20 protein-coding genes and 1 tRNA gene are annotated in these 23,313 nt (G+C 46.0%); 9 read left to right on the top strand and 12 right to left on the bottom strand.

Annotation, left to right across the window (positions count from 1 at the left end; genetic code table 11):
• The first annotated feature begins 3 nt into the window (after nucleotides 1-3).
• The 6 genes from T488_RS0103075 to T488_RS0103050 all read left to right on the top strand — a co-directional run bounded on the left by T488_RS0103075 (nucleotide 4) and on the right by T488_RS0103050 (nucleotide 6,774).
• The gene (locus tag T488_RS0103075; RefSeq protein ID WP_028519527.1) at nucleotides 4-948 is read left to right on the top strand and encodes a dockerin type I domain-containing protein; all 945 of its coding nucleotides are present in this window, start codon (nucleotides 4-6) and stop codon (nucleotides 946-948) included.
• A 112-nt stretch (nucleotides 949-1,060) separates the two neighbouring features.
• Nucleotides 1,061-1,198, top strand: a complete 138-nt coding sequence (scfA, locus tag T488_RS19195) for a six-cysteine ranthipeptide SCIFF (protein ID WP_019679123.1) — start codon at nucleotides 1,061-1,063, stop codon at nucleotides 1,196-1,198.
• Nucleotides 1,199-1,273: 75 nt separating this feature from the next.
• Nucleotides 1,274-2,641, top strand: a complete 1,368-nt coding sequence (gene scfB / locus T488_RS0103065; RefSeq protein WP_028519526.1) for a thioether cross-link-forming SCIFF peptide maturase — start codon at nucleotides 1,274-1,276, stop codon at nucleotides 2,639-2,641.
• A gap of 253 nt (nucleotides 2,642-2,894) precedes the next feature.
• On the top strand, nucleotides 2,895-3,689 hold the full coding sequence (locus T488_RS0103060; RefSeq protein WP_028519525.1) for a helix-turn-helix transcriptional regulator: 795 nt from the start codon (nucleotides 2,895-2,897) through the stop codon (nucleotides 3,687-3,689).
• A 276-nt stretch (nucleotides 3,690-3,965) separates the two neighbouring features.
• Entirely contained in the window at nucleotides 3,966-5,024 is a 1,059-nt protein-coding gene (locus tag T488_RS0103055; protein WP_028519524.1) for a M15 family metallopeptidase, read from the top strand.
• A gap of 100 nt (nucleotides 5,025-5,124) precedes the next feature.
• Complete coding sequence (locus T488_RS0103050; RefSeq protein ID WP_242838294.1) at nucleotides 5,125-6,774, top strand: peptide ABC transporter substrate-binding protein; 1,650 nt, start codon at nucleotides 5,125-5,127, stop codon at nucleotides 6,772-6,774.
• A gap of 402 nt (nucleotides 6,775-7,176) precedes the next feature.
• On the opposite strand, the gene T488_RS0103045 is transcribed toward T488_RS0103050, so the two are convergent.
• The 10 genes from T488_RS0103045 to T488_RS0103000 all read right to left on the bottom strand — a co-directional run bounded on the left by T488_RS0103045 (nucleotide 7,177) and on the right by T488_RS0103000 (nucleotide 16,933).
• On the bottom strand, nucleotides 7,177-8,430 hold the full coding sequence (locus T488_RS0103045) for a bifunctional folylpolyglutamate synthase/dihydrofolate synthase (RefSeq protein WP_028519522.1): 1,254 nt from the start codon (nucleotides 8,428-8,430) through the stop codon (nucleotides 7,177-7,179).
• 20 nt (nucleotides 8,431-8,450) lie between these two features.
• Nucleotides 8,451-9,377: a DUF4268 domain-containing protein gene (locus tag T488_RS0103040; RefSeq protein WP_028519521.1), complete on the bottom strand. Its 927-nt coding sequence runs from the start codon at nucleotides 9,375-9,377 to the stop codon at nucleotides 8,451-8,453.
• A 67-nt stretch (nucleotides 9,378-9,444) separates the two neighbouring features.
• Complete coding sequence (locus T488_RS0103035) at nucleotides 9,445-10,188, bottom strand: SDR family NAD(P)-dependent oxidoreductase (protein ID WP_028519520.1); 744 nt, start codon at nucleotides 10,186-10,188, stop codon at nucleotides 9,445-9,447.
• Nucleotides 10,189-10,256: 68 nt separating this feature from the next.
• The gene (locus T488_RS0103030) at nucleotides 10,257-10,559 is read right to left on the bottom strand and encodes a Dabb family protein (RefSeq protein WP_028519519.1); all 303 of its coding nucleotides are present in this window, start codon (nucleotides 10,557-10,559) and stop codon (nucleotides 10,257-10,259) included.
• Nucleotides 10,560-10,612: 53 nt separating this feature from the next.
• Complete coding sequence (locus T488_RS18550) at nucleotides 10,613-11,125, bottom strand: GNAT family N-acetyltransferase (RefSeq protein WP_196243262.1); 513 nt, start codon at nucleotides 11,123-11,125, stop codon at nucleotides 10,613-10,615.
• Complete coding sequence (locus T488_RS0103020) at nucleotides 11,094-12,056, bottom strand: hypothetical protein (RefSeq protein WP_028519518.1); 963 nt, start codon at nucleotides 12,054-12,056, stop codon at nucleotides 11,094-11,096. The genes T488_RS18550 and T488_RS0103020 overlap by 32 nt, the downstream gene beginning before the upstream one ends.
• A 26-nt stretch (nucleotides 12,057-12,082) precedes the next feature.
• Nucleotides 12,083-12,241, bottom strand: a complete 159-nt coding sequence (locus tag T488_RS19510) for a hypothetical protein (RefSeq protein WP_196243261.1) — start codon at nucleotides 12,239-12,241, stop codon at nucleotides 12,083-12,085.
• Complete coding sequence (locus T488_RS0103010; protein WP_028519517.1) at nucleotides 12,207-13,052, bottom strand: hypothetical protein; 846 nt, start codon at nucleotides 13,050-13,052, stop codon at nucleotides 12,207-12,209. The genes T488_RS19510 and T488_RS0103010 overlap by 35 nt, the downstream gene beginning before the upstream one ends.
• A 77-nt stretch (nucleotides 13,053-13,129) precedes the next feature.
• Nucleotides 13,130-14,557: a pyruvate kinase gene (pyk, locus tag T488_RS0103005; RefSeq protein WP_028519516.1), complete on the bottom strand. Its 1,428-nt coding sequence runs from the start codon at nucleotides 14,555-14,557 to the stop codon at nucleotides 13,130-13,132.
• 18 nt (nucleotides 14,558-14,575) lie between these two features.
• Nucleotides 14,576-16,933 carry an ATP-dependent helicase gene (locus T488_RS0103000; protein WP_028519515.1) on the bottom strand — a complete coding sequence of 786 codons (2,358 nt, stop codon included), beginning with the start codon at nucleotides 16,931-16,933 and terminating at the stop codon, nucleotides 14,576-14,578.
• A gap of 565 nt (nucleotides 16,934-17,498) precedes the next feature.
• Between T488_RS0103000 and T488_RS0102995 the strand changes: the two genes are divergently transcribed.
• Nucleotides 17,499-17,574: transfer RNA gene (locus T488_RS0102995), tRNA-Gln, on the top strand.
• A gap of 586 nt (nucleotides 17,575-18,160) precedes the next feature.
• Here the strand turns inward: T488_RS0102995 and T488_RS0102990 are convergent.
• Together T488_RS0102990 and T488_RS0102985 are read right to left on the bottom strand one after the other, a co-directional pair.
• Nucleotides 18,161-19,315, bottom strand: coding sequence for an ABC transporter permease (locus T488_RS0102990; protein WP_028519514.1), 1,155 nt, complete (start codon nucleotides 19,313-19,315; stop codon nucleotides 18,161-18,163).
• A 2-nt stretch (nucleotides 19,316-19,317) separates the two neighbouring features.
• Nucleotides 19,318-20,094 carry an ABC transporter ATP-binding protein gene (locus T488_RS0102985; RefSeq protein ID WP_028519513.1) on the bottom strand — a complete coding sequence of 259 codons (777 nt, stop codon included), beginning with the start codon at nucleotides 20,092-20,094 and terminating at the stop codon, nucleotides 19,318-19,320.
• A 431-nt stretch (nucleotides 20,095-20,525) separates the two neighbouring features.
• On the opposite strand from T488_RS0102985, the gene T488_RS18545 reads away from it, so the two are divergent.
• Nucleotides 20,526-21,236 carry a thioesterase II family protein gene (locus T488_RS18545; RefSeq protein WP_028519512.1) on the top strand — a complete coding sequence of 237 codons (711 nt, stop codon included), beginning with the start codon at nucleotides 20,526-20,528 and terminating at the stop codon, nucleotides 21,234-21,236.
• A gap of 224 nt (nucleotides 21,237-21,460) precedes the next feature.
• A partial coding sequence (locus T488_RS16820; RefSeq protein ID WP_037296934.1) for an acyl carrier protein occupies nucleotides 21,461-23,313 on the top strand: 1,853 nt, incomplete at its 3' end.

Genomic DNA, 23,313 nt, shown 5'->3' with positions numbered 1-23,313 from the left:
TTTATGAAAATGAAAACGCTTATGAGCTTTGCCGCTTCTGCGGCTGTCGCCCTTTCTTCAGCAGGCATCACCGCATACGGTGAAGCTTCACTGTTCATGATAGGCGACATAGACGGCAACGGAGTTGTCGATGCTATCGACGCTTCATCTGTGCTTGCTGCATACGCGTGTACATCAGCAGGAAAGGAATCGCCCCTGTATTCATATCAGCTTTCGGCTGCCGACCTTAACGGCGACACCCATGTTGACGCAGTGGACGCTTCACTCATACTCTCGTATTATGCCTGGGCTGCTACCAGCGACGAGGGTGCTATCATGACCGACTTCCTTGAGAAGAACGGCTTCAAACAGCGTGAGACCGAGGAGAAAATAGAACAGAAGGTCAAGGAGCAGGGCGGAGAGACTGCCGCTGCTGCGGAGGAAGTTCCTCCCCTTGAATTCGGCAATTTCGAGTACACTATCCCCCGTATCGACAGCGAGTATGCTGAGTGGTTCTGGGTGGGCGACTCACGTACCGTTGGTATGGCAAGAGGTATCGACATCGACTATATCGGCAAGGTGGGAGCTACCATAAGCTTCTTCAGGAACAATGCCGAGTCTATCTACCAGATACGCGATAAGACGGTCATCATGAACCTGGGCGTAAACGACCTGGACAGCACCGCTTACCTCAATCTCTATAACAGTATGCCCGATGAGTTCCTTGACAACAACAAGGTCATCGTAATGGCTGTAAATCCCTGCGACGGCAGCTATCAGTACCTCAACAGCAGGATAGAGCAGTTCAACAGCAATATGAGCGCAGGTCTCGACAGCAGGATAACCTTCCTTGATTCCTATACATTCCTTATGTGGAACGGCTTCTCAACTGTTGACGGTCTCCACTATACGGACGGGACTTACGTCGATATATACAACTTCGTCTTTGACAGCCTTCATGCAGAATAAGGTAAAAATCTGAATTATTTGAAATACCTATTGCATTGAAGCTGAAAATATGATATAATATCAGAAAGTACTATGCGGCAGAGTGCCGTACATTCCTATGGAGGGTAAAAAAATGAAACACATCAAGACTATCAATAAGGCTAATCTCAAGGAATCTGCTCAGAAGGGCGGCTGCGGCAAGTGCCAGGCTTCATGTCAGTCTGCTTGCAAGACCTCTTGCACAGTTGCTAACCAGAAGTGCGAGAGATAAGCTCTTAACACTGAAAAAACGGTGGAGGCAGTATGAAAATGCTGCCTCATATTTTTTGAATTGAGGGTATGAATAATGATACATAAGTACAAGCTTAACGGACTGAACATAGTTCTCGATGTGAACAGCGGCGGCGTTCATATCGTTGACGAGCTCACATACGACCTTCTGGACAATGTCGAGCCCCCCTTCGAGGCTGAATGTCCTCAGAATGTGGTGGACAAGCTCTCAAAGGCTTATCCCGAGGAGGACATACGCGACTGCTATGCCGAGATAGTGGAGCTGTATAACGATAAGATACTCTTCTCAGAGGACGATTACGAGAAGTATGCAAAGTATTCCGTAGCTTCTCCCGTAAAGGCTATGTGCCTCAATATCGCCCATGACTGCCAGCTCAGATGTAAGTACTGCTTTGCGTCCACAGGCGACTTCGGCAAGGGCAGAAAGCTCATGTCCTTCGAGACAGGCAAGCACGCTATCGACTTCCTGCTGGAAAATTCGGGCGACCGTCCCAATCTGGAGCTTGATTTCTTCGGCGGCGAGCCCCTTATGAACTTCGGCGTGGTAAAGAAGGTAGTTGAGTACGCAAGGAGCCGTGAAAAGGAATACAACAAGAAATTCCGCTTCACTATCACCACTAACGGTCTGCTTCTGGACGACGAGAAGATAGACTTCATCAACCGCGAGATGTCAAACGTTGTCCTCTCTATCGACGGACGCAAGGAGGTAAACGATTACTTCCGCGTGCTCCCCAACGGTCAGGGCTGCTATGATATTATCCTTCCCAAGTACAAGAAGCTGGTGGAGGGCAGAGGTGATAAGGAGTACTATGTAAGAGGTACCTTCACCAACAAGAACCTGGACTTCTCCAAGGACGTTTTCGCCCTCAACGAGGCAGGCTTCGACCAGATCTCCGTTGAGCCCGTTGTAGGCGATGACGATGTCTACGCGCTTACCGAAAAGGACCTTCCTGCGGTATTTGCAGAGTACGAGAAACTGGCGCTTCAGCTTCTCGAAAACGAGAAAAAGGGCAAGAAGTTCAACTTCTTCCACTTCATGCTGGATCTGGATCAGGGTCCCTGCGCCATCAAGCGTCTGAGAGGCTGCGGCTGCGGAAATGACTATGTAGCCATTACTCCCGACGGAGACATCTTCCCATGTCACCAGTTCGTAGGCATTGACGAGTACAAGATGGGCAACATCGACGAGGGCACCTTCGATCAGGAGATGAAGGCAGACTTTGCAAGGGCTCACGTTTACTCAAAGCCCGACTGCCGCGATTGCTGGGCGAAGTTCTATTGCAGCGGCGGCTGTAACGCCAATAACTACCAGTATATGGGCGATATAAGAACTGCTCACAAGATCTCATGTCAGCTGGAAAAGAAGCGCCTTGAGTGCGCTATCATGATGAAGGCTGTTAAAATGGCTGAAACTGCCGAATAATTCTGAAAAAAGGGGCAATGCCCCTTTTTTAATGCGTAATTAATAATGCGTAATGCGTGATTATGGCGAGGGCAGCGTTCCCTGCAAGGCTTGCATTTTTGTATAGTTTATGTTACAAGCGGGGAGCCCCCGCAGGCTGTTTCGCGATATAAATAAGAAAAAACGCAGAGTTATCTCCGCGCTCCTTGCATTTTTGTTCAGTTTATGCTATAATAATATATATAGTTACTGTAACAGGGAAGGGGGAGAGCTTGTGAAGATCAACCGTATACAGCTGAATTGCCGACGCGATACCGCTTTCGGCGGCGAGCTGGGCGCAGACCCCGTTTTCCTGCTGCTCAGGACTCCTATCATGTATGAGGAGGACAGTGAGCAGCGCCGCACCGAGGGCGTTTCGGCTGCCCTTCTCACCAGCGGCTACAAGCAGAGCTTCCGCCCGCTCAAAGGCAAGTCCATCCGCTATGACCTTGTCAGCTTCAGGACCTCTGCCGCCGACAGACAGTACATCGCCTCAATGAACCTGCCTCAGGATACGCCTATCGAGCTGGGGGACGACTTCGTCATCGCAGGTGCCCTCCGCTCCATGCAGTCACAGTCCATGCACAGGGGCAGGCATTTCAGCGAGTTCATGGAGCTCTCAATGCGTATCATCTTCATCGCCCTCAGCGAGATAAACGATAACGCCCCCGCCTCTCTCGGGGAGACCATACCGCGCTATGATGAGCTGAGAAAGCTGAGACAGGCTATATACGACGATCCCGTCAGCAGCTGGTCCATCGACGAGATGTGCGACGAGATGCGCATAAGCAGGACATACTTCCACAGGCTGTGGTTCGCAGCCTTCGGCGTTACCTGCCGCCAGGACGTCATCGAGAGCAGACTGCTCAGAGCAGCTGAGCTGCTGAAAAATACGGATAAGTCCGTATATGAGATAGCTGTGGACTGCGGCTACGACAGCGAGTCCTACTTCATGAGGCAGTTCAAAAAGCACAAAAACTGCACTCCCTCCGAGTTCCGGAGAAGGGCTTTATCAGGGGAAGAACAGTAGACATTTGTGGACATTTTGATTTCCTTAGTACACTATGCGCAAATTATATGAAATTATTAGTGCAAAAAATCAAAAAAACTCTTTACAATTACAAAAATTTGTGATATAATACTGAGTATGAGCAATTTATGATATATTGACGCTTGGGGAGCAATTTTTGGAGAGATCCCGCGGCTTAGCGCGGTGTGCATACGCAGACAGTACGCTGTTACCCTCTTTCTCAGCAGCTGACTGTTACGATTTAACCGAATATTCTTTAAGGAGCGATTTCATTTTATGGCTAACGGAGATAAGCGCAGAAACCGCAAGAGAGACCGTGTATCAAAGCGCTACAAGGTAAGATACGACAGACTCGTTGCGGTGGTACTGGTACTTGTTGTCCTCCTGGTTGTACTCGGCTCTTGCTGTAAGAGCTGTTCAAAGAAGGACAATGGAAAAACCTCCGGTAAACAGGCACAGACAACTATCACTGACAATACGCAGCAGTCCTCAATCGTGGATAACCTCACATCCAACGGAGAGACAAGCTCGCTTATAACAGGTACTCCCGGCGATCAGAAGCCCTCGGAGTCACAGTATACAACAGAAGTACACAAGGCCGACGATGTGAACAGAGGAAACCTCATCCTCGTAAACTCAGCCCATGAGTACAAATTCATCGAAGGCGACACCGAATTGGAAGTCATCTACTATAACCACGACGATACACATTATCATGTAAGCGATCTGGTAACAAAGCTGGATACAGAGGCTCTGGATCACCTCAATCAGCTCATGGACGGCTTCTATGATGCAGAGACAAATTCAGACATCTATGTTATCGGCGCATATCGTACTGCTGAGGAGCAGGACGAAAAGTATAACTACGGCAATTCCCAGTTCCAGGGCGGCTATTCCGACTATCATACGGGCAGAAGCTTCGATCTGGGTATCTTCCCCACAGACGGTTCAAGCTCGGGATATTATATGCCTACGGGCGTTTACGGCTGGATCGACGAGCACGCCGCAGAGTACGGCTTCGTTGTCCGCTTCCCAGAGGGTAAGGACTCCGTAACAGGGGAGCGTCAGAGAGACTATACATACAGGTATGTGGGAGTTCCCCATGCAGTTTATATGAAGCAGAATAAACTCTGCCTCGAGGAGTATATCGACAAGATCAAGGAGCATACTAACGAAAGCCCCCTTGAGGTCACGGTCGGCAATAAGCTTTACCAGATATACTACGCAGCAGCCAACGCTACGGGTGATACAGAGGTGCCCGTTCCCTCCAACAAGACCTATACGGTATCGGGAAATAACGTTGACGGCTTCATCATTACCGTAAGCATGAATTAAAGCTGAATGTCCCCCGTTTTCGGGGGACATATTTTGATTATGACACGATGTGCCGCAGGTGCGGCAAAAGCCTTTTGGCGCAGAAGAAACGGAGAAAAATGTGAAAAAGAAAAAAATACTCGCTCTTGCAGCCTGTGCCCTTGTGGTAGCAGGCTCACTCGGAAGCTGCGGAGGGGGAGACAAAAAGGGCGGCGGCGAAGGTCATATGTACGGAGCCGCTCTGGCAAGAAATCCTCAGAGCCTTGACCCGCAGTTCGCCAACGATCCTTCCTCGGCAACTGTAATAAAGAATATGTACAGCGGTCTCATGATGAAGGATCAGGACGGAAGCATAGTCTGCTGCAATGCCTCGGACTATAACGTTTCCGCAGACGGCTGTGTCTATACCTTCAATCTGAGAGAGGACAACTACTGGTTTTTTGATGAGAATGATGACGATGTCATCGACGAGGAGGAGTGCTTTCCCGTTACCGCCGATGACTACGTTTTCGCCTTCAGGCGTCTCCTTGACCCGAAGATGCACTCGCCCTTCTCAAGGTACTTCATGTGTCTGAAAAACAGCAAAAGGATAGCTGAGGGAAGCTACCGCGCCGACAGTCTGGGCGTTGAGGCTGTGGACAGCTACACTATTCAGTTCACTCTGGACTATCCCTGTGCGGAGTTCCTGGGACTTCTGACCTCGCCTGCCGCATTCCCCTGCAACGAGGAGTTCTTCAACTCCACCAAGGGCAGATACGGTCTTGATGACAGGTCGGTAATGTCCAACGGTCCATTTTACGTCCGCCAGTGGTTCTATGACCCCTACGGCAGCAACAATATCCTCTATATGCGCAGGAACGACAAGAACCTCCATGAGGGATACGAGGTGCTGCCTACCTTTGTAAGCTTCTCCGTTCTGGACAGCGAGGCTGAGGTGAAGCAGGCTTTCAAGGACGACGAGACGGAGTGCTTCTCCACTATGAAGGTAGGAGGCTATAATCCCAAGAAGTACAACATCAAGGGTCAGAAGGCAATGACCCTGGGTATGATATTCAACCCCGAGGACAGGCTCTATTCAAACGCCGCTCTCCGTAAGGCTGTTGCCCTTGCGGTGAACAGGGAGGCTCTTGACAAGGAGCTGGACAGCGACCTCAAAGCAGCATACGGCATAATCCCGCCCGCTGTGGATATTGCAGGCAGAAGCTACCGTGAACTTGCTTCTGACAAGCAGTTCGATGTTTACGCTCCCCAGCAGGCAGCTGAGCTTGTGGAGCAGGCTAAGACTGAACTGAAGGTCAGCTCCATCGACAGCGTAAAGATAATAGTGGACTCAGGCACAGTGGATTCACGTTATCTCCACATACTCTCACAGAGCTGGCAGGACAGCCTGGGTATTTATATCGGCATAGAGGATCTTACCTCGAAGGAGTTCCGCGAGAGGATAGAAAGCGGCGACTACAGCATTGCCCTGTATCCTGTGAAGGGCGACTTCAACAGCGGACTTGCCGTTCTTGAGAAGTTCGCTGAGGTGGACTGCCTTAAAAATGCGGCAGGGGGCATTGACAGCTCTGAGGCTGTCATGAAGTGCTCTACGGTGAACGAGCTGGTAAACGGCTATGTTTCCGCTGAGAGGGAGATCCTTCAGCAATACGGCTTCGTGCCTCTGTTCTATAAGACTTCCTACCTTGTTGCCAAGGAGGATAATGAGGATATACTCTATGACCCATTCACAGGCTCTGTGGACTACCGCATCGCAAAGAATTACAGCTGATATAAATCATAATTTACATTTGTAGGGGACGGCGTCCTCGACGTCCCACAAAATTCGTATTATAGTGACGACTATCATCCGCTCAGCCAGGGGACGCCTTCTCTTACAAGGCGTCCCCTCTCCAAAAACAGTCCACCGGACTGTTTTTGGATTCACCCCTTGCGAGGCGCCTGACGTAATAAGGGGCTCTGCCCCTTGACCCCTGCCAGAGGCGCTGCCTCTGGACTCCGCCAAAGGAACACAGTCCCTTTGGAATCCCATTCATAGTTGCCGCAAGGTATTACGATAAATTATGATTTATCCTACATCCGAATAAAACACAATGCCCCTGAGCGTTTTGTAACACTCAGGGGCAAATTTTATATATGAGCATAAGTCTTGCTTAGGGGAACTTCTCACAGATCACTGCACTGTATTGAGATACTCACTGGCAAGGTATAGAGAACCGCAGATAACGGCAACTCCACCGTTTTCAAGGGCAAGTGTCTTTGCCTTTTTGGTGCACTCCTCAAGGCTTCCGAACTCGGCTTCCGTGCGGAAGCTGGCAATGTCCGCAAGAGTCTCCGCAGATACGGCGTTGGGCGCAAAGCCATCCACCGCAAAGAATTTGTCGGAGAGCTCCGATATTTTCTTTACGCAGTCCACATAGTCCTTGGAGTCCACCATGCCCATGACGGTGTATATTTTTTTGCCCCTTGTACTGAGATACATGAGCATAAGGGACAGCATTCCCACGCCTGCGGGATTGTGTCCGCCGTCCACTATCACTGGGGGCTCGCCGTCTATGTACTGCACCCTTGCGCGGACCTGAGTGGTCTCGATGGACTGTATAATGGCACTGTCACTGACCGAAAAGCCCTTGCTTCTCAGGTAAATACAGGCGGTTATTGCAGTCTGGGCGTTGTACTTCTGGTGTATTCCTGCCATGGCAGGAGTCAGCTTTATGCCCCTGTACATGAAAGGGGAGAAAAGTCCGCCGTCAACCGAGGGGGGACAGTTCTCACAGGGAATGAGCTCCGCGCCAACCTTGTCGGCGGTCTCGCGGACTAATTCACGGACACTGTCGGGATTATCCTCTGAGAGTATGACTGCCGAGCCACTCTTGATTATGCCTGCCTTGTGGGAGGCTATCTCCTCAACAGTCTCGCCCAGCAGAGCCGTGTGGTCAAGGGATATAGAGGTTATGACAGATACCAGCGGAGGCGGTATGACGTTGGTGGAGTCAAGAGTGCCGCCGATACCCGTTTCCAGCACTACCACATCGCACTTCTCGCGGTCATACCAGAGCATGGCGATTGCCATTGTTATCTCGAACTGAGAGTAAGCCGCGCCGCCGATACGTTCCTTTACGAACTCAGCTATTTCGCAGAGGGAGTTCTCGTCTATCTCGTCATCGTTGATGCGTATCCTGTCGGTGTAGCGCAGCACGAAGGGAGAGGTGAACTTTCCCGTCTTATAGCCCGAGAATTGCAGGGCATTGGCGATATATTCAAGGGTGGAGCCCTTGCCGTTGGTGCCTGCGATATGAACGAATTTCAGTCTTTCCTGTGGGTCGCCCACAAGTCTCATAAGCTCTCTCGCGCGGGAGAGGTCCGTTATCCTGCCCCCCGACTTGCTGTAGGAGTTTATGAAGCTCATACATTCTTCGATGTTCATGGTTTCTCCTTATAGTGTACTTATTTCAGCCTGTTTTTGAATACGTCGCGCATTATCAGAACCTTATCGATAGCTTCTTCGATAAGCGCATCATAGTTGCTGTGGTCGTCGAAATTCAAGCCGTCGATTTTATACAGTATCCTGCTTGCTTTTGCATTGTCTAATCTCTGCCAATCGACTTCAAAGCCAAGTTCCTTTTCAATTATTTCATGTTCTGCATATAGTTTGTCAAATAATTCTTTGTTAGAAGCAATATATAATTCAACGCCAATGTAAGAATCCTTATTCACAAGAGAAACACTAATATACGCCTGGCTTGTTCCGACAGCTATATTGTACCAACTTATAGAACTTGCTTTATGGATTGCAAATGGTTTGTTGCGCTCAACCACATGGTCGTTAAAGAGAGTCCAGAATTCAAGCCTTTCTGATTGGCTTTTATTCATTGTATCGGTTGATTTTTTGCCTTTTTGCTCTTTTATGAAATCGTTTGGCTGTTCAACTATCTGAAACATAGGTGCATAGTCTGAATTGCCTATCTGGTAAGCATGGAGCTCAATTAAGAAGAAATTTATATCTTGAACTGTATTGTTGTTGAGCCATTCGATGGCGCTTCGGTGTTCGTCCCTTGCTTCCTTGACTATCCACACGATGACTTTTGCGTCCAAGCCCGAAGCATAGGTTATTATCTTTCCCAGGTGGTCGTGATTGGAGTTCTCAAGCTGATTTTCGATTATTACCCTGATACCCGTAGTTTCATCGACTGCAACAATATCACATCTGTAGGAGCCTACATAAGCTTCCGTATTTATATCAACTAAAGTGAGACCGATTTTTTCGTTAAGGAGCTCGATGTTCTCCTCTTTAGCCAGCCATGCGGAGAAGTCATACTGCTCATGCGCCCACAGCTCTCTTATGTTGACTTCCTTCAATTTGCCTATCTTCATACTATTTCCCCCTTTATCAAACAGATAAAAAATCAGCAGGGCGGCAATGCCGCCCATACCGCTATACTTAATATACTCCTGCCTGCTTTTCAGCCTGGGCAACAGCCTCCACAAGGCTCATGCCGCTGAATTCCTGGGCAGCGAAGATGCGTCCGCACTTCTTGTCGTCCACGAATGCGCCAACAATAACTCCCGGGATAGCACTTTCGGGAGAGTTGGGAGCGTTGGGACCGCCAAGGTCTGTTCTGCACCAGCCGGGGTCAGTGAGATTGATAGTTACGTCAGTGCCTTCGTAGTTCTTGCCAAGGTCGCGTGTTACCTTGTTGAGTGCAGCCTTTGCTGCGGAATAGCCTGCCTGCTCGGGCTCAAGGTCGATACCGCTGGTGGTATTGACTATACGTCCGAAGCCTCTTTCCTTCATACCGGGAAGGAAATGATAGCAGATCATCATGGGAGCGGTGGTGTTGATCCTGAAGCTGATGTCATAATCAGATGCAGGTGTTGTGAGATATTCCGTTCTGTAGGCTATCTGAAGACCTGCGTTGTTGAGGATGATGTCGAGCTTTGTCCCTCTCTCGTCGATAGCTCTGCACATCGCCTCCACCTGTTCCATGTCGGAAAGCTCTGCGGTGACCACATAGGCGTCAACGCCCAGAGTCTTCACCTCGCCGAGCACCTTTGCACAGTGCTCCTCGGTGCGGCTGTGGAGCACCAGATTACAGCCCAGCTTAGCCATTTCTATGGCTGCAAGATAGCCGAGTCCGCGGCTTGCGCCTGTAATGAGTGCCCATCTGCCTTTTACATTTACCATGTTTTCTACCTCCCTTTTCGGGTTTTATATATATGACATCCCCGTGCTGCGTGCCACGGGGACGATCATCAGCATTCGTAGTCTATGCAGGCTCTGTCGGTCTTTACAGTGCCAATGAACTTGCCGAATTCAAGGTGTGCGGGGTGTACCTGATATGCGTTCAGGTCGTCGATGGTGTCGAAGTCGCAGATAAGAGCGATAGTGTAGTTGCTCTCGGGAGCGTCCTTGGAGTTGATTACAACCTCACCTTTTTTCAGCTCCTTGACATTAGCGATGACGTTGTCGAAGCGCTTCTGAGCCTCAACAGCGTTTTCGTACTCGCTTCTGCCCTCGGCGTCCTTTAATTTGAACATAACTATGTGCTTTATCATAATATTTCCTTCTTTCTGTTTAGTTGTTGGTTTTTAGTGCATAGTGCTTGGTATCAAAGCTCGAATATTTTCGCTCTGAAGGTTTTCTTTCCGTCATAGCTTGAATACTCGCCGAACTCTTTGAACACAAGTCCGCACTTTTCTATCACATGAGCGGAGGCTGTGTTCTTCACGGCACATTCGGCTCTCAGTTTTATGTTTCCGAACTTACTGCGCACAAGCTCCATCATTGCCCTTGAAGCCTCTGTGGCATAGCCCTGTCCCCAGCAGTCGAAGCGGAGATTATAGCCGAACTCCCAGAAGCCGTCCTCAAGAAGCCTTATGCCGCCGGAGCCTATGAGCTTGTTATCGCTCCTGCGGACAAAGCCGAACTCAAAGCGCGTATCCGAGGTGACTATGCTGCGGAGCCACTCCCTTGTGGTATCAACGCTTTCGTGGGTGGAGTATATCATGTATTGCGCCACTCTATCGTCCCCAGTCCACTCAAAGGCAGCCTCGGCGTCATCGATGGTCAGGGGGCGGAGCAGCAGACGATCAGTCGTTATCCTCGGGCTCATTTTCCTCATACTCATCGTCGTCCTCATACTCGTTATCATCTTCGTAATCGTCTTCATCATCATCGTCATCGTCGGAGCTGAGCTTTTTTACCTGAGCGACGTCCTCAGCCTCGGTGCACTTTCTCTCAAAGAGCATGAGGGGAGTGAGGAGGACAAGGAGAATATTCAGACAGGTCATAAATAATATGTATTGTTCGTTGCCGTTTGATGAAATATTGCTCTTGCCCGTTGTGATGTATGAGAAGCCGCTTGATATGCTATCGTAATAATGAGCGTAAAAATAGCCGATGACAGCAGGGAGTACGGGCTTTACTGCAAAGGCAGAACAGCCTGTGATGCCCTTTGTGTTCTTGTTTTCGGTGTAGTCCTGCATGAGGCAGGGGAGCATAAAGAGCAGGACTGCATAATAATCAGCTAAACTGATGAGCGACTGCGCCATATACAAGCCTGTTGTGGCATAGGTATAGATAAGGAGATGTTTCCTTGACTTCCATACTATGTTCCTGTTCATAGTCAGAAAAGCTATGACAGCTGCTGCCAGTACAATAAGGAACATGAGTATATCAGTGAACAATATCAGGTCATGATTTTCATAATATGAGCCTGACGCAGTGAAAACTGAATAGGGCTCAAAGAAATAACCCAGCAGTATACTGCCGCCGCGGCTGTTGAGCAGCAATCCCGGCACCGTTATACAGTAGAGTATTTTTATGACCTTGGAGTGATACAGTCTGAATATGAGCATTACGGCAAGCAGTATCCTGAACAATGTGGAAAGTACAGGGATCAGCAGATAGGGCGTTATCCTGAGCTTGAAATAGCTCATATCCGGAAAATACATCAGCCAGAAACTGCGGAAGCTCATAACAGAAAAGCAGATAAGAACTATTCCGACAAAGATCTCTGCGATCCTTGTACGCTTTTTTACTGTGATATTCATTTTTTATCCCCTCTTATATCATGTTATTATTTGCCGCCGGTCATCTCCGCCTTTATAAGGTTGGTGGTTACCGATACGCCCAGAGGAACACCTGCGGTGATAGCCAACAGGTCTCCGTCCTTCGCAGTCAGCGGCGGAGCAAAAAGACAGTCATTCGTTATCGTCGGACTCGTCATCGTCTTCATCTTCGATGTCGGTAATAACAGGAGATACCACTTTTTCAAGGGGAGACTTTCTCTCGAAGACAATAAGGGGAATAAGAATGATCGCAGCTGCAAATATCAGGCAGCGTATAGTTTCATTCTGCCTTCCTGCATTCAGGTAATCAAGAATATCATCAGTACTATTGACCTTCATGGAGTACTTGTTATAATACTCAAAGAACAGCTCGGAGGCTGCTCCTGTAATGGCTCCTGCCCAGCCGATAAGGGCTGTGCGTTCGGGCTTTTCCTGCAATTCGTAAATGAAACAGGTCAGTAAAAGGTACAGCATTACAGTAAAGCTGCGCGAAGAAAACGCCAGTGCTCCGACAGCTGCAATGCCTGCAATTACATAAAGATAGATAAGCAGCTTGGTCCTGTTTTTCCATTTTATAACTCCGAACATCATAAGAAGGATAATTATTCCCATGGCTATCGTGAGATAGAACGTGAACAATGTGAAAATACCGTCAAAAGTAAAATAATCGATGCAGCTTTTTATATATTTACCGACAAACTTAATATCAAAATAGGTCCTGTTTCTCTCTGAAAAGGCAAAAACGGCAATAGAGACCCCCAGGAGAAGCTTTGCCCATAAACGGTCGTACTTGCGGGTGATGATGAGTATAGCTGCCGATACTGTGATGAAAAAGATCGGAGCGTTCTGTCTGAATAAACCGCTTATTATATCACCGCTGTCATATGAATAAAGGTCGGATAATATCGATAATGTCGGTCTTATCATCAGTATTGCAATGATGACCTCAAATATTCTGCTTCTTTTCTGTACTGACATTTTTATTTCTCCTTATATCATGTTTATAAAATATATTCTGCGCCTTTTAGCAAAGGAGCAATTATCCCATTTTAATATTATTTGCCGCCGATCTTCTCCACCTTCATAAGGTTGGTGGTTCCCGATACACCCAGAGGAACTCCTGCGGTGATAGCCACAAGATCCCCGTCCTCTACGAGTCTGTGGGACTCTGCAGCCTCAACAGCTGCGGCAAACAGGTCGTCGGTATTGGTCTTTTCGTCGATTATGAAAGGTATAACGCCCCAGCTCATGTTCATCTGGCGGCATACCACCTCGCTCATGGTGCAGCTGATTATGGGACAGCTTGGACGGTACTTTGAGATAAGTCTCGCTGTCTGTCCGCCGAGAGATACGGTGATGATAGCCCTTGCGTTGAGGTCATGGGCAGTAGTTACCGTAGCGTGGGCGATAGCCTCAGCCACAGTGCCGTTCTGGTCGGCGCGGCGTGAGGAGAAGCGTGCCTTGTAGTTTATGTTGTTCTCGGTGGTCTCTGCTATGAGAGCCATGGTCTTTACGGCTTCCACAGGGTAAGCGCCTGCGGCGGTCTCGCCGGAGAGCATGATAGCGCTGGTGCCGTCATAGAGAGCGTTTGCAACGTCGGTTATCTCCGCACGGGTAGGACGGGGATTGGTTATCATTGATTCCAGCATCTGTGTAGCTGTAATGACCTGCTTTCCTGCGTTGTAGCCCTTCTTGATAAGGGACTTCTGGATAGCGGGTATCTGCTCGAAGGGTATCTCAACGCCCATGTCTCCGCGGGCTACCATGATACCGTCGGCAGCCTCGAGTATCTCGTCGATGTTCTCGACGCCGTCGGTGTTCTCTATTTTTGCGATTATCCTTACGTCGAACCAGCCCAGGCTCTGTGTGAACTTCCTGAGGTAGTTTATATCCGCAGCTGTGCGGACGAAGCTGGCGGCGATGAAGTCGAAGCCCATCTTTGAGCCGAATTCAAGGTCGTCCATGTCCCTTTCGCTGAGGTAGGGCATTGACAGCTTTACACCGGGCACGTTTATGCCCTTGTTATTTGAGAGGGTACCGCCGTGAACTACGCGGCAGACTATCTCGGTGGTGGTGACCTTCTCCGCAAGGAGCTCAATAACGCCGTCATTGATGAGTATCCTTGTACCCATGCTGACGTCACGGGGAAGCTTCTTGAAGCTGATGCTTCCCACCTTGTCATCACAGAGCACGTCCTCGGTGGTGAGGGTGTATGTGTCGCCGTCGTGTATCTCTACGGGCTTGTCGTCAACGAACTTGCCCAGACGTATCTCGGGTCCCTTTGTATCCAGAAGGGTAGCCACGGGGAGATCAAGCTCCTTGCGGAGCTTCTCGATAACGCGGAAGCGCTTTTCGTGGGTCTCATAGTCTCCGTGGGAGAAGTTGAAGCGGGCTACGTTCATGCCTGCCAGCATGAGCTCGCGCATAATGTTTTCATCGTCAGTTGCAGGTCCTATAGTGCAGACTATCTTGGTCTTTCTCATATTATCACTCCTTGTGTATCAGAGCTTTTTAAGCTTTGCGTAATTTGCCATTATTTTCTTTGTTCCCACCTTGTCGAAGGCTATCTCAAGCATTGAATCGTTGGACATGGGGGTCACGGAAACTATAACGCCCTCGCCGAAAATGCTGTGTGATACCTTTTCGCCTGCGGCATAGGCAACAGCCTCCCTGGGAGCTGAGCTTGCCTTCTTGCTTCTTGCAAGCTGCTGCTGGAGAGTTGCCGAGCGAACCTCGGTAACGGACTTGTCATTCTCCTCCAGGTGCTTCTTCATAGCGGCTGCGTTGTCGTGCTTTTCGATGAGTTCACTGCCTATCTCGCGCATAAAGCGTGAGGTGACGTTGCGCTGTGTCTGACCGAAGAGCATACGCTGGCTGGCGTTGGTGAGGTAGAGACGCTTCTTTGCACGGGTTATGGCAACGTATGCAAGACGTCTTTCCTCCTCCATATCGTCCTCGTTGTCGAAGGAGCGCGAGCTGGGGAAGATACCGTCGTCCATGCCGATAACGAATATATTCTCATACTCCAGACCCTTTGCGGAGTGTATGGTCATGAGAGTTACCTTGTCATCGCTTCCGTCATCGCGGTCAGCCTCTGTGTAGAGGGCTACCTCCTCAAGGAAGCCGCCGAGGGTAGGCTCCTCAGCCTGTTCCATGTACTGAGCCATGGAGGTGCGGAGCTCCTGTACGTTCTCTATTTTGGCCTCGGCATTCTCAAGAGCCTTCAGGCTGTCAAGATAGCCTGTCTTGTCAAGGAGGACGTCGAGGAATTCGTCAAGGGGAAGCTCCTCAGACTTTTCGGTGAGGAACTCGAACATCTGGTAGGCACTCTTGAGAGCTGTGACCTTCTTGGCAAGTGGAGCGTACTCCTCGCAGTTTTTCAGCACCTCAAAGGGTGATATTTTCAGGTCGCGGCTGATGTCCTCGATAACGGTGAGGGTAGAGTCGCCGATACCGCGCTTGGGCTCGTTGATAATGCGCCTGAAGCGGAGCATATCGTTATGATTGTTGATAAAGCTCAGGTAGGAGGTAACGTCCTTTATCTCCTTGCGGTCGTAGAAACGCATACCGCCGTAAACCCTGTAGGGTATGCCGCACTTTACCAGCATACGCTCTATTGAGTTGGACTGTGCGTTCATACGGTAGAGCACAGCATTGTCGGAATAGCGGCCTGTCTCCTTGTAGGAGGCAAGTATAGTGTCCGCCACGAACTTTGCCTCATCGGTCTCGTCCACAGCCTTGTACCAGTATACCTTGTCGCCCTGCTCGCCGGAGGTCCAGAGAGTCTTGGGCTTTCTGCCGTTGTTGTTGCTGATAACTGAGTTTGCGGCGTTGAGTATGGTCTGTGTGGAGCGGTAATTCTGCTCGAGACGAATGACCTTTGCACCCTCGAACTGCTCCTCAAAGCCCAGGATATTCTCAATATTTGCGCCACGGAATTTGTAAATGCTCTGGTCATCATCGCCCACTACGCAGAGGTTCTTGTGTCCGCCCGAAAGGAGGGATACAAGTCTGAACTGAACGTGGTTGGTGTCCTGATACTCGTCCACCATTATGTACTTAAAGCGGCTCCTGTACTTTTCCAGGACCTCGGGGAACTGCTCGAAAAGCTCAACTGTAAGAACCAGTATATCGTCGAAGTCCACAGCATTTGCAGCCCTCATTCGCTCCTGATACAGGGCATAGAGCTTGGCTACCATCTTCTTGCGGTAGTCCTGACCTGCATCGGCGCGGAGCTCCGCGGGAGTTATCATCTTGTCCTTGGCGAAACTTATCTCACTGAGAACCGCCTTGGGAGCAAGCTGCTTCTCGGAAACGTCCAGCTCGCCCATGACGTTCTTTATCATGCGCTGGCTGTCATCGGAGTCGTATATAGTGAAGTCCCTGCCGTAGCCCAGAGCCTCTATCTCGCTCCTGAGTATTCTTACGCAGGCTGAATGGAAGGTGGAGGCATGGATATTCAGAGCCTCCTCGCCCAGCATTGCGGAGAGTCTCTCCTTCAGCTCGCCTGCTGCCTTGTTGGTGAAGGTGATGGCGAGGATATTCCAGGGGCGCACAGGGTCAACGGCAACGGTGTCCCTGAGGGTATCGAAGTCATCGGTCCTGCCCTCTGCGTACTCCTTCAGGAAGGCGATGTCATCATCACTGCCCTGACGGGTGGTATCGAAGTAGGCGTTGCCGAAGTTTATCATATTTGCGATACGGTTGACTATCACCGTGGTCTTGCCGCTTCCTGCGCCTGCAAGCACAAGAACGGGACCGTTCACAGTGAATACAGCCTCCTGCTGCATATCGTTCATACGGCTGAAATATCTTTTCAGCGCTGCCTGTTTTGCTGAATTGTAAGAATTAGTGTCCATAAAAAAGATCTCCATATACGCTGTTTAGTAATTAAAAAGTATGCCGAAGCACACTTCAGAAAAGCTTTAAAACTTTATATTAAAGGATAAGTATATTATATCACATTTATCACTGCTTGAAAAGACCTGGACGGAATTTTTTTCATATAAAATGTATAATGGGAGAACAGGCAACCGAAAGAATTCTGTAACTATTTAAACATTCTGTAAGATTATGATACTGCATCGTAAGAAAAATGCAGTCAAACCGTTCTTATATCGGAACTTTTCTGTTATTGTAAATGGCAGGGGAAAAGAGTATAATAGGGATACAAAAGGAAAAGAGCGCAGAATGCTTTTATACTGGTTTTCGCCGGAGCTTACGGCGTTTACATAGAGTCAGAGCAAAAGAAAGAAAAATGTATTTATATGCGAAAAAGCGCGCTCCCGCGGTCGGTCATTTTAACGTGGGAGCTGCTGCTTTTCATATGGGAACTAAAGTTAAAAAATAAAAATATATTTTATCTATTGACAATCAGCTCTGACAGTGATATAATAATAAAGCTGAATAATTCAGTACATACACTGGGGTGTCGCCAAGTGGTAAGGCAGCGGACTCTGACTCCGTTATTTCGAGGGTTCAAATCCTTCCACCCCAACCATATGATATGACTAAACCTTTCTGAACCCGCACGTTCAGAAAGGTTTTTCATTTATAAGCTGTTGTTGCCTATATATCGGCAATTGCGGCTTTTCTTTTTATCTGAAATAATTGGTTATGATACGACTAAAAATCTGAATTCTGTAAATAAAAATCGAAGTGTTCTGCACTTTTTTCATTTTTTATAATATTCTTCTTCGTATTCATCAGCTCCCAACCATTTTTCGCGTAAACCGAAGCCACAGCTCTGTTGCCAAGACCTACCAGATGAGCTTCTCCTGTTATCTTTAAGAGATTGTCTTGATCTGGTCTGACGTTGCCGAGCTGTATTTCTCTACCACGTCTTGCAAAGTCCTTAACTATCTCACGCTGCTCAGGTGTTGCTTCAACTTCAATTATCTGAGGTTTACCTGTCTTGACCTTTGGTACTACTATCGCAGGCGCATTACCGTCCTTATCAGGTGCGGCTATCTTTTCAATTGTTATACCATTCTTTTAGTTATCTTCAATCAAAAACCCCCGACAGAAAACTGCGGGGGAGTTATTGACTATAGGATGGTGGCGCTTATTGTATATGTGTGTGTTTATTATCCGTTTACGATCTTTTCCTTATTGAATAAGTGTCCGATGAGAAGTGCTCCTAAGAGGACTGCGATAATATTTGAAACGAAAGTTATGAGTGCATTGAGCATTGAGAAATCAAGTTTTAAAACATCCTGGAACAGTCTTACGGAATTCCATACCGGAATGATGTAATTCTTTCTTCCGAGTGCTTTTATAAAGGATTCAAAAGTAGGTATTGTACTGAGTAATGACGGTATCATTAAGAAGAACAGGAATATCGGGGCAACGGTTGTTGCCTGTTTTACATTCTTTGCTAAAGTTGATACGATAAGAAGAACTGCAGCAAGGGTAAATGCTCCGGTAACAAGTGCCATTAAAAGTACAAGATATTCAGAAACACCGTACTTCACTCCCTCACCTGAATTGATGGCATCAGAGAGCTTTCTCAGTGATAATATGATTCCGACGAATGTTGAGAGACTTGCGATTATTGCAACTATAAGAATAGAAACTGATTTTCCGATTGCGAGATCTTTGCGTCGGATAGGAGAAACAAGGAGAGTATTGAGGAAACCGTTTTCCTTATCACCGGCAATTGAATTTGCTGCAAGTGTCATACAGATCATAAATACTGCGAAAAATGCCATTAATGGTACAAATGAACTGATGAGGTCTCTGAATGCTGCATCTTTATCGACAAGGTCATATGTTTTATCGGGGGAAGCATTTACTGTGAATATTTGCGGCTGCATTGTTGTAAAGAGGGCTGTAACACCTGAAAACAGCTCGATCGAAGAACTCTCTTCCGAATTGTAATAGATGTCGATATTAGAGAGGTCTGTCTGACCCGGCTGAGCTTCCTTGAAATTCTCGGGGAATATAACAAAAAGGTCTAATTCTTTGTTCTTGACATCTTTTATGTATTTCTCTTCATTATTGTCGGGAGCGACCTTTATTTTCAGGTTTTCGAGAGGATCCTTGAAGGATTCAGGCGCATTCATATAATATGCCTTGACTTCCTTTTTTTCCGGTTCTGTATTGGCTTTTGCGATTCCGGACATAAGAGAGGAGTAGCCGAAAATAATTACGAAAGGAAGAAAAATCATCTGGAATAAAATAACCTTATCTGAGAAGAAGGTCTTTAGTTCTTTTTTTGCAACTGTAATAATATCTCTCATGGTCACACCTCTTTCATCTTAACTTGCTTTAAATACATTTCGTAAAATGCATCTTCGAGTGAGCGACCCTGCATTAAATTATCAAGGGTGTCATTGGCGATGATCTTACCGTCCATGATTATAGCTGCACGATCGCATATCTTTTCGACAAGATCAAATAAATGCGTGGAAATAATGACACATTTTCCGTTTTTCTTCATGGAAATGATAAAATCACGAACCTCTCTGGCTGCTATGATGTCAAGTCCGTTTGTCGGCTCATCGAAAATAACAAATTTGGGATCATGTATAACAGAGATGACCAATGAAACCTTCTGACGCTGTCCCTGTGAGAGCTTAGCTATCATTGTTTCAGCGTAGGGTTCTATCTGGAACTCACTAAATAATTGTTTTTTACGTTCCAAAGCGTAGTTACGAGGAATATGATACAGTTCAGCGAAAAAGTCATACATTGCACTTGGCGTGGATTTCATATCAGGTTTAAGGTCTGTCGTGAGAAATGCAAGCTGTGAACGTACTTTTTCAGGATTTTCGATAGCATTGATATCGTTGAAAAAGATCTGACCTGAGTTGGGCTTGATAAGTGTAGCAAGCATACGCATAGTAGTGGTTTTTCCGGCACCGTTTGTTCCGAGAAGCCCGAAAACCTCTCCCGATTTTGCTACGAAGCTGATATTGTCAACAGCTGTTTTTTCGGTTTCGGATGTGTAAAGTTTTTTCCTTTGTTTTTTACTCAAAGGAAATTTCTTAACCAGGTTGTTAACGATAAGTGATTCCATATTCCCTCCTGAGATTTTTTGCAAAAATTATGAAGATTGTATAAAAAATAAACCTCTTTAACAATCAACGCACTGTTATATTATAGCATCGATATAACTATTTGTCAATATAATTTTTATATATAGTGGATGATAATTTGTTTCACTTTTGTCAATTACATAAAAGATTATTATTTGTCCATATGATAAAGCTTTGATTTAAGCAAGGAATTAATTATTAAATTAAAGTTTAAGAAAACTGTTGTATTTATCCTCTGAAATGGAGCGTAAATATTGCTTTTTGTGCATTCTTTACAATATAATTGACAGTTTTATATAATACAATTGAAAGATGTAATAAATAATAAGGTACTATTAACTATTGACATTTTTCTACAGTTAGGTTATAATTATATATATATTACAATATGTTTTTATTATAGGGGGCACTCATGAATAAGTTAAAAATGTTTTGTTTACCGTATTCCTGTGGAAGTAAAACGATATACAGCGACTGGATAAGCAGATACTCCGATGTTGCTGAGGTGATACCTGTAGAGTACAGCGGCCATGGTTCAAGGTTTACTGAGGAGCTCTATAATGACGCTCAGAAGATTTCCGATGATGTGGTCAAAACAATTATAAGCGAAGCTCCCAGCAATTATGTTCTGTATGGGCACAGCATGGGATGCCTTATAGCGTATCTGACCGCGCTGAAGCTGAGCTCCCGGTACAAATATCCTCCCAAGGCTGTCATTATAGGCGGTACAAGACCTCCTCATCTGAAGTATAAGGACGAAAGATTGTCCGGATATTCAAAAGAGAAGATCATTGAAAAGATGATAGAACTGGGACAGATGGACGAGGAGATCCTGAAGGATCCTGAACTTATGGATATCCTCTCGGATATTTTTATTGCTGATATCAGCGCCGGTGAAAATTTTGAGCAGGATGAAATAAAGCCTATCAATATACCGATGTTTGTTGGTACCGGTTTACAAGATGATGAAGCGCCTGCTGAGGACATGGGTGAATGGAAAAAATATACAACATCGTTGTTTTTATTGAAATGCTTTGATGACTCGCATTTCTTTCCGTTCAATTGCCCTGAATACCCTTCGTACCTGAAGAAAGTATTGCGTGATATAGCAAAGTATTGTTGAGTTTTGAAAAGCTTTAAAGTGATTCAATAAAGAATACATTGTTGTATTACAAAGCAGTAGTTTCAACTTTTTACCAATAGATCCAGTTATAGTTTTAGCAGTACTTAATTTAATAATGAAAAATGTTTGTGCTTTATTAATTATCAATAATGATATTCTTTATTATGAATTACTATTTAAGCTTCTTAATTACATAGTAATAAATGCATAATAGGAGAAGAAAAATGATAGTAAAAGAGTTACAAGATATTTTTATTGATGTTTTTGAAGATAATTCCATAATTATTACCCCTGATTTTGCGCTGGAAGATATAGAGGAATGGGATTCTCTTGAGTTTATAAGTATTATTGAAGAGATAAAAGATGTTTTTAATGTGGGGATTGGGATACATGATCTGGCAAATTGTGAATATGTAAAAGATCTCATCGATCTGATAGAAAATAGTTCTGAAGACGATAAAGAGAAGTATTTAACACTTGAACATTCTGATTTTGAGAAGCGTAATGCTGCTTCATCAGTTCAGGAAAGGTTATATGCACTTTATTGTTCTGAACCGTCAAGACTTGATTATAATATAACCCTTTCAGTAAAAATCAATGGCGTTGTTGACATTGACCAGCTGAAAAAGGCTTATAATAAATGCATAAGTCTTAACCCGATGCTTAGAGCGAGATTCTATCATGATAATGATGGGCTTTTTTATTTTATAAAAGATTTCGTTTCAACCTCGATTGATTATAAGGATCTGTCAGTTGACGGTGAATCATTTGATATGATAAAGGAGAGGGAATTAAAAAGTTTTAGCAAGCCCTTTGATCTTGATTCTGACGAGCTCCTGACAAGAGCAGAAATTGTAAAATGCAGTGATGATACATTTTTATTGCTGCTTGCCTTTCATCATATTGTATTTGACGGCAGAAGTGTAGCTGTATTTATGAAACAATTTGGTGAGTTTTATAACAAGAATGAAGTAACAGATTGTTTATCTGAATATCAGTACTGTGATTTTGTAAGATGGCAGAAGGAATACATCAACAGCGTCGAGTATAAGGCAAAAACAGAGTTCTGGAAGGAAACTGTTGATGATAACAGCAGCTCACTTGATCTTCTTAAGGATAATCCTTATGTTAAGGAAAATCTTATGAACAATGTAAGATTTGAAAGAAGTATTTTGTGTGCTGATGAGATCAATAATTTTTGCAAGGCTAAAAAGTGCACAAGAAATACTTTTTTTGTCTCAGCTTTGTTCCTGGTTCTTAATAAGCTCACATCTGAAAAGGATATAACAATCGGAACATTTGTTGCCGGCAGAAAGTTTAATGAGCTTTCCAATACCGTAGGTATGTATGTTAATACTGTACCTGTAAAAAAGCAGATCGATACAAATATAAATTTAGGTGACTTTGTAAGCGAAATGCAGACAAGCTATTATGAAGTACTTGATAATTCTGATGTTCTTTATGAAACTATTTATGATGTCTGCGGTGTAAAAAATGAACTATATAATGTTGCATTCCGTTATCAGAAATCATATAGAGACTTGCTTACTATTGACGGAGCAAGCTGCCAGATAAAGGGTGAAACACCTCTGCATTGTTCTAATGATCTTTCGGTTTATGTGAACGAATTGGCGGATTCTTTTGAGCTGATCATTCAGTATGCTGAAGATATTTATACTCATGAGAAAATAGAAAAAATTGCTGATTCATACTGTAGACTGATAGACGATATTCTGCATAATCCTGACTCAATTATTAAGGATATATCATTAATTACGGATTCTGAAAAGCAGCTGATCCTCAACGACTTCAACGCAACGGAGACAGACTATCCGAGAGAAAAGACAGTAGCAGAGCTGTTTGAAGAGCAGGTAAAGAAGACCCCTGACAATGTTGCACTTGTATTTGAAGACAAGGAACTGACTTATGCAGAGCTGAATGCAAAGGCAAACAGCCTGGCGCATAAGCTGCGAGAGATGGGAGTGAAGCCTGACGATTTCGTAGCGATAATAGCAGACAGAAGCATAGAAATGATAGCCGGGATCTACGGAATCATCAAGGCAGGCGGAGCATATGT

This window comes from Ruminococcus flavefaciens ND2009, from assembly GCF_000621785.1.
Classification (GTDB): Bacteria; Bacillota; Clostridia; order Oscillospirales; family Ruminococcaceae; genus Ruminococcus; species Ruminococcus flavefaciens_C.
Note: the sequence above shows the minus strand (reverse complement) of the source record. Positions and strands in the feature narration are given on the sequence as shown.

Coding starts and splice junctions, on each gene's coding strand:
- T488_RS0103040 (WP_028519521.1), bottom strand. CDS start 9,377: ATGAAGATAGGCAAATTGAAGGAAGTCAACATAAGAGAGCTGTGGGCG.
- T488_RS0103030 (WP_028519519.1), bottom strand. CDS start 10,559: ATGATAAAGCACATAGTTATGTTCAAATTAAAGGACGCCGAGGGCAGA.
- T488_RS0103010 (WP_028519517.1), bottom strand. CDS start 13,052: ATGTCAGTACAGAAAAGAAGCAGAATATTTGAGGTCATCATTGCAATA.
- T488_RS0102990 (WP_028519514.1), bottom strand. CDS start 19,315: ATGAGAGATATTATTACAGTTGCAAAAAAAGAACTAAAGACCTTCTTC.
- T488_RS19510 (WP_196243261.1), bottom strand. CDS start 12,241: ATGAAGACGATGACGAGTCCGACGATAACGAATGACTGTCTTTTTGCT.
- T488_RS0103000 (WP_028519515.1), bottom strand. CDS start 16,933: ATGGACACTAATTCTTACAATTCAGCAAAACAGGCAGCGCTGAAAAGA.
- pyk (WP_028519516.1), bottom strand. CDS start 14,557: ATGAGAAAGACCAAGATAGTCTGCACTATAGGACCTGCAACTGACGAT.
- scfA (WP_019679123.1), top strand. CDS start 1,061: ATGAAACACATCAAGACTATCAATAAGGCTAATCTCAAGGAATCTGCT.
- T488_RS0103045 (WP_028519522.1), bottom strand. CDS start 8,430: ATGAACATCGAAGAATGTATGAGCTTCATAAACTCCTACAGCAAGTCG.
- T488_RS18545 (WP_028519512.1), top strand. CDS start 20,526: ATGAATAAGTTAAAAATGTTTTGTTTACCGTATTCCTGTGGAAGTAAA.
- T488_RS0103075 (WP_028519527.1), top strand. CDS start 4: ATGAAAATGAAAACGCTTATGAGCTTTGCCGCTTCTGCGGCTGTCGCC.
- T488_RS0103055 (WP_028519524.1), top strand. CDS start 3,966: ATGGCTAACGGAGATAAGCGCAGAAACCGCAAGAGAGACCGTGTATCA.
- scfB (WP_028519526.1), top strand. CDS start 1,274: ATGATACATAAGTACAAGCTTAACGGACTGAACATAGTTCTCGATGTG.
- T488_RS0103020 (WP_028519518.1), bottom strand. CDS start 12,056: ATGAATATCACAGTAAAAAAGCGTACAAGGATCGCAGAGATCTTTGTC.
- T488_RS18550 (WP_196243262.1), bottom strand. CDS start 11,125: ATGAGGAAAATGAGCCCGAGGATAACGACTGATCGTCTGCTGCTCCGC.
- T488_RS0103035 (WP_028519520.1), bottom strand. CDS start 10,188: ATGGTAAATGTAAAAGGCAGATGGGCACTCATTACAGGCGCAAGCCGC.
- T488_RS0102985 (WP_028519513.1), bottom strand. CDS start 20,094: ATGGAATCACTTATCGTTAACAACCTGGTTAAGAAATTTCCTTTGAGT.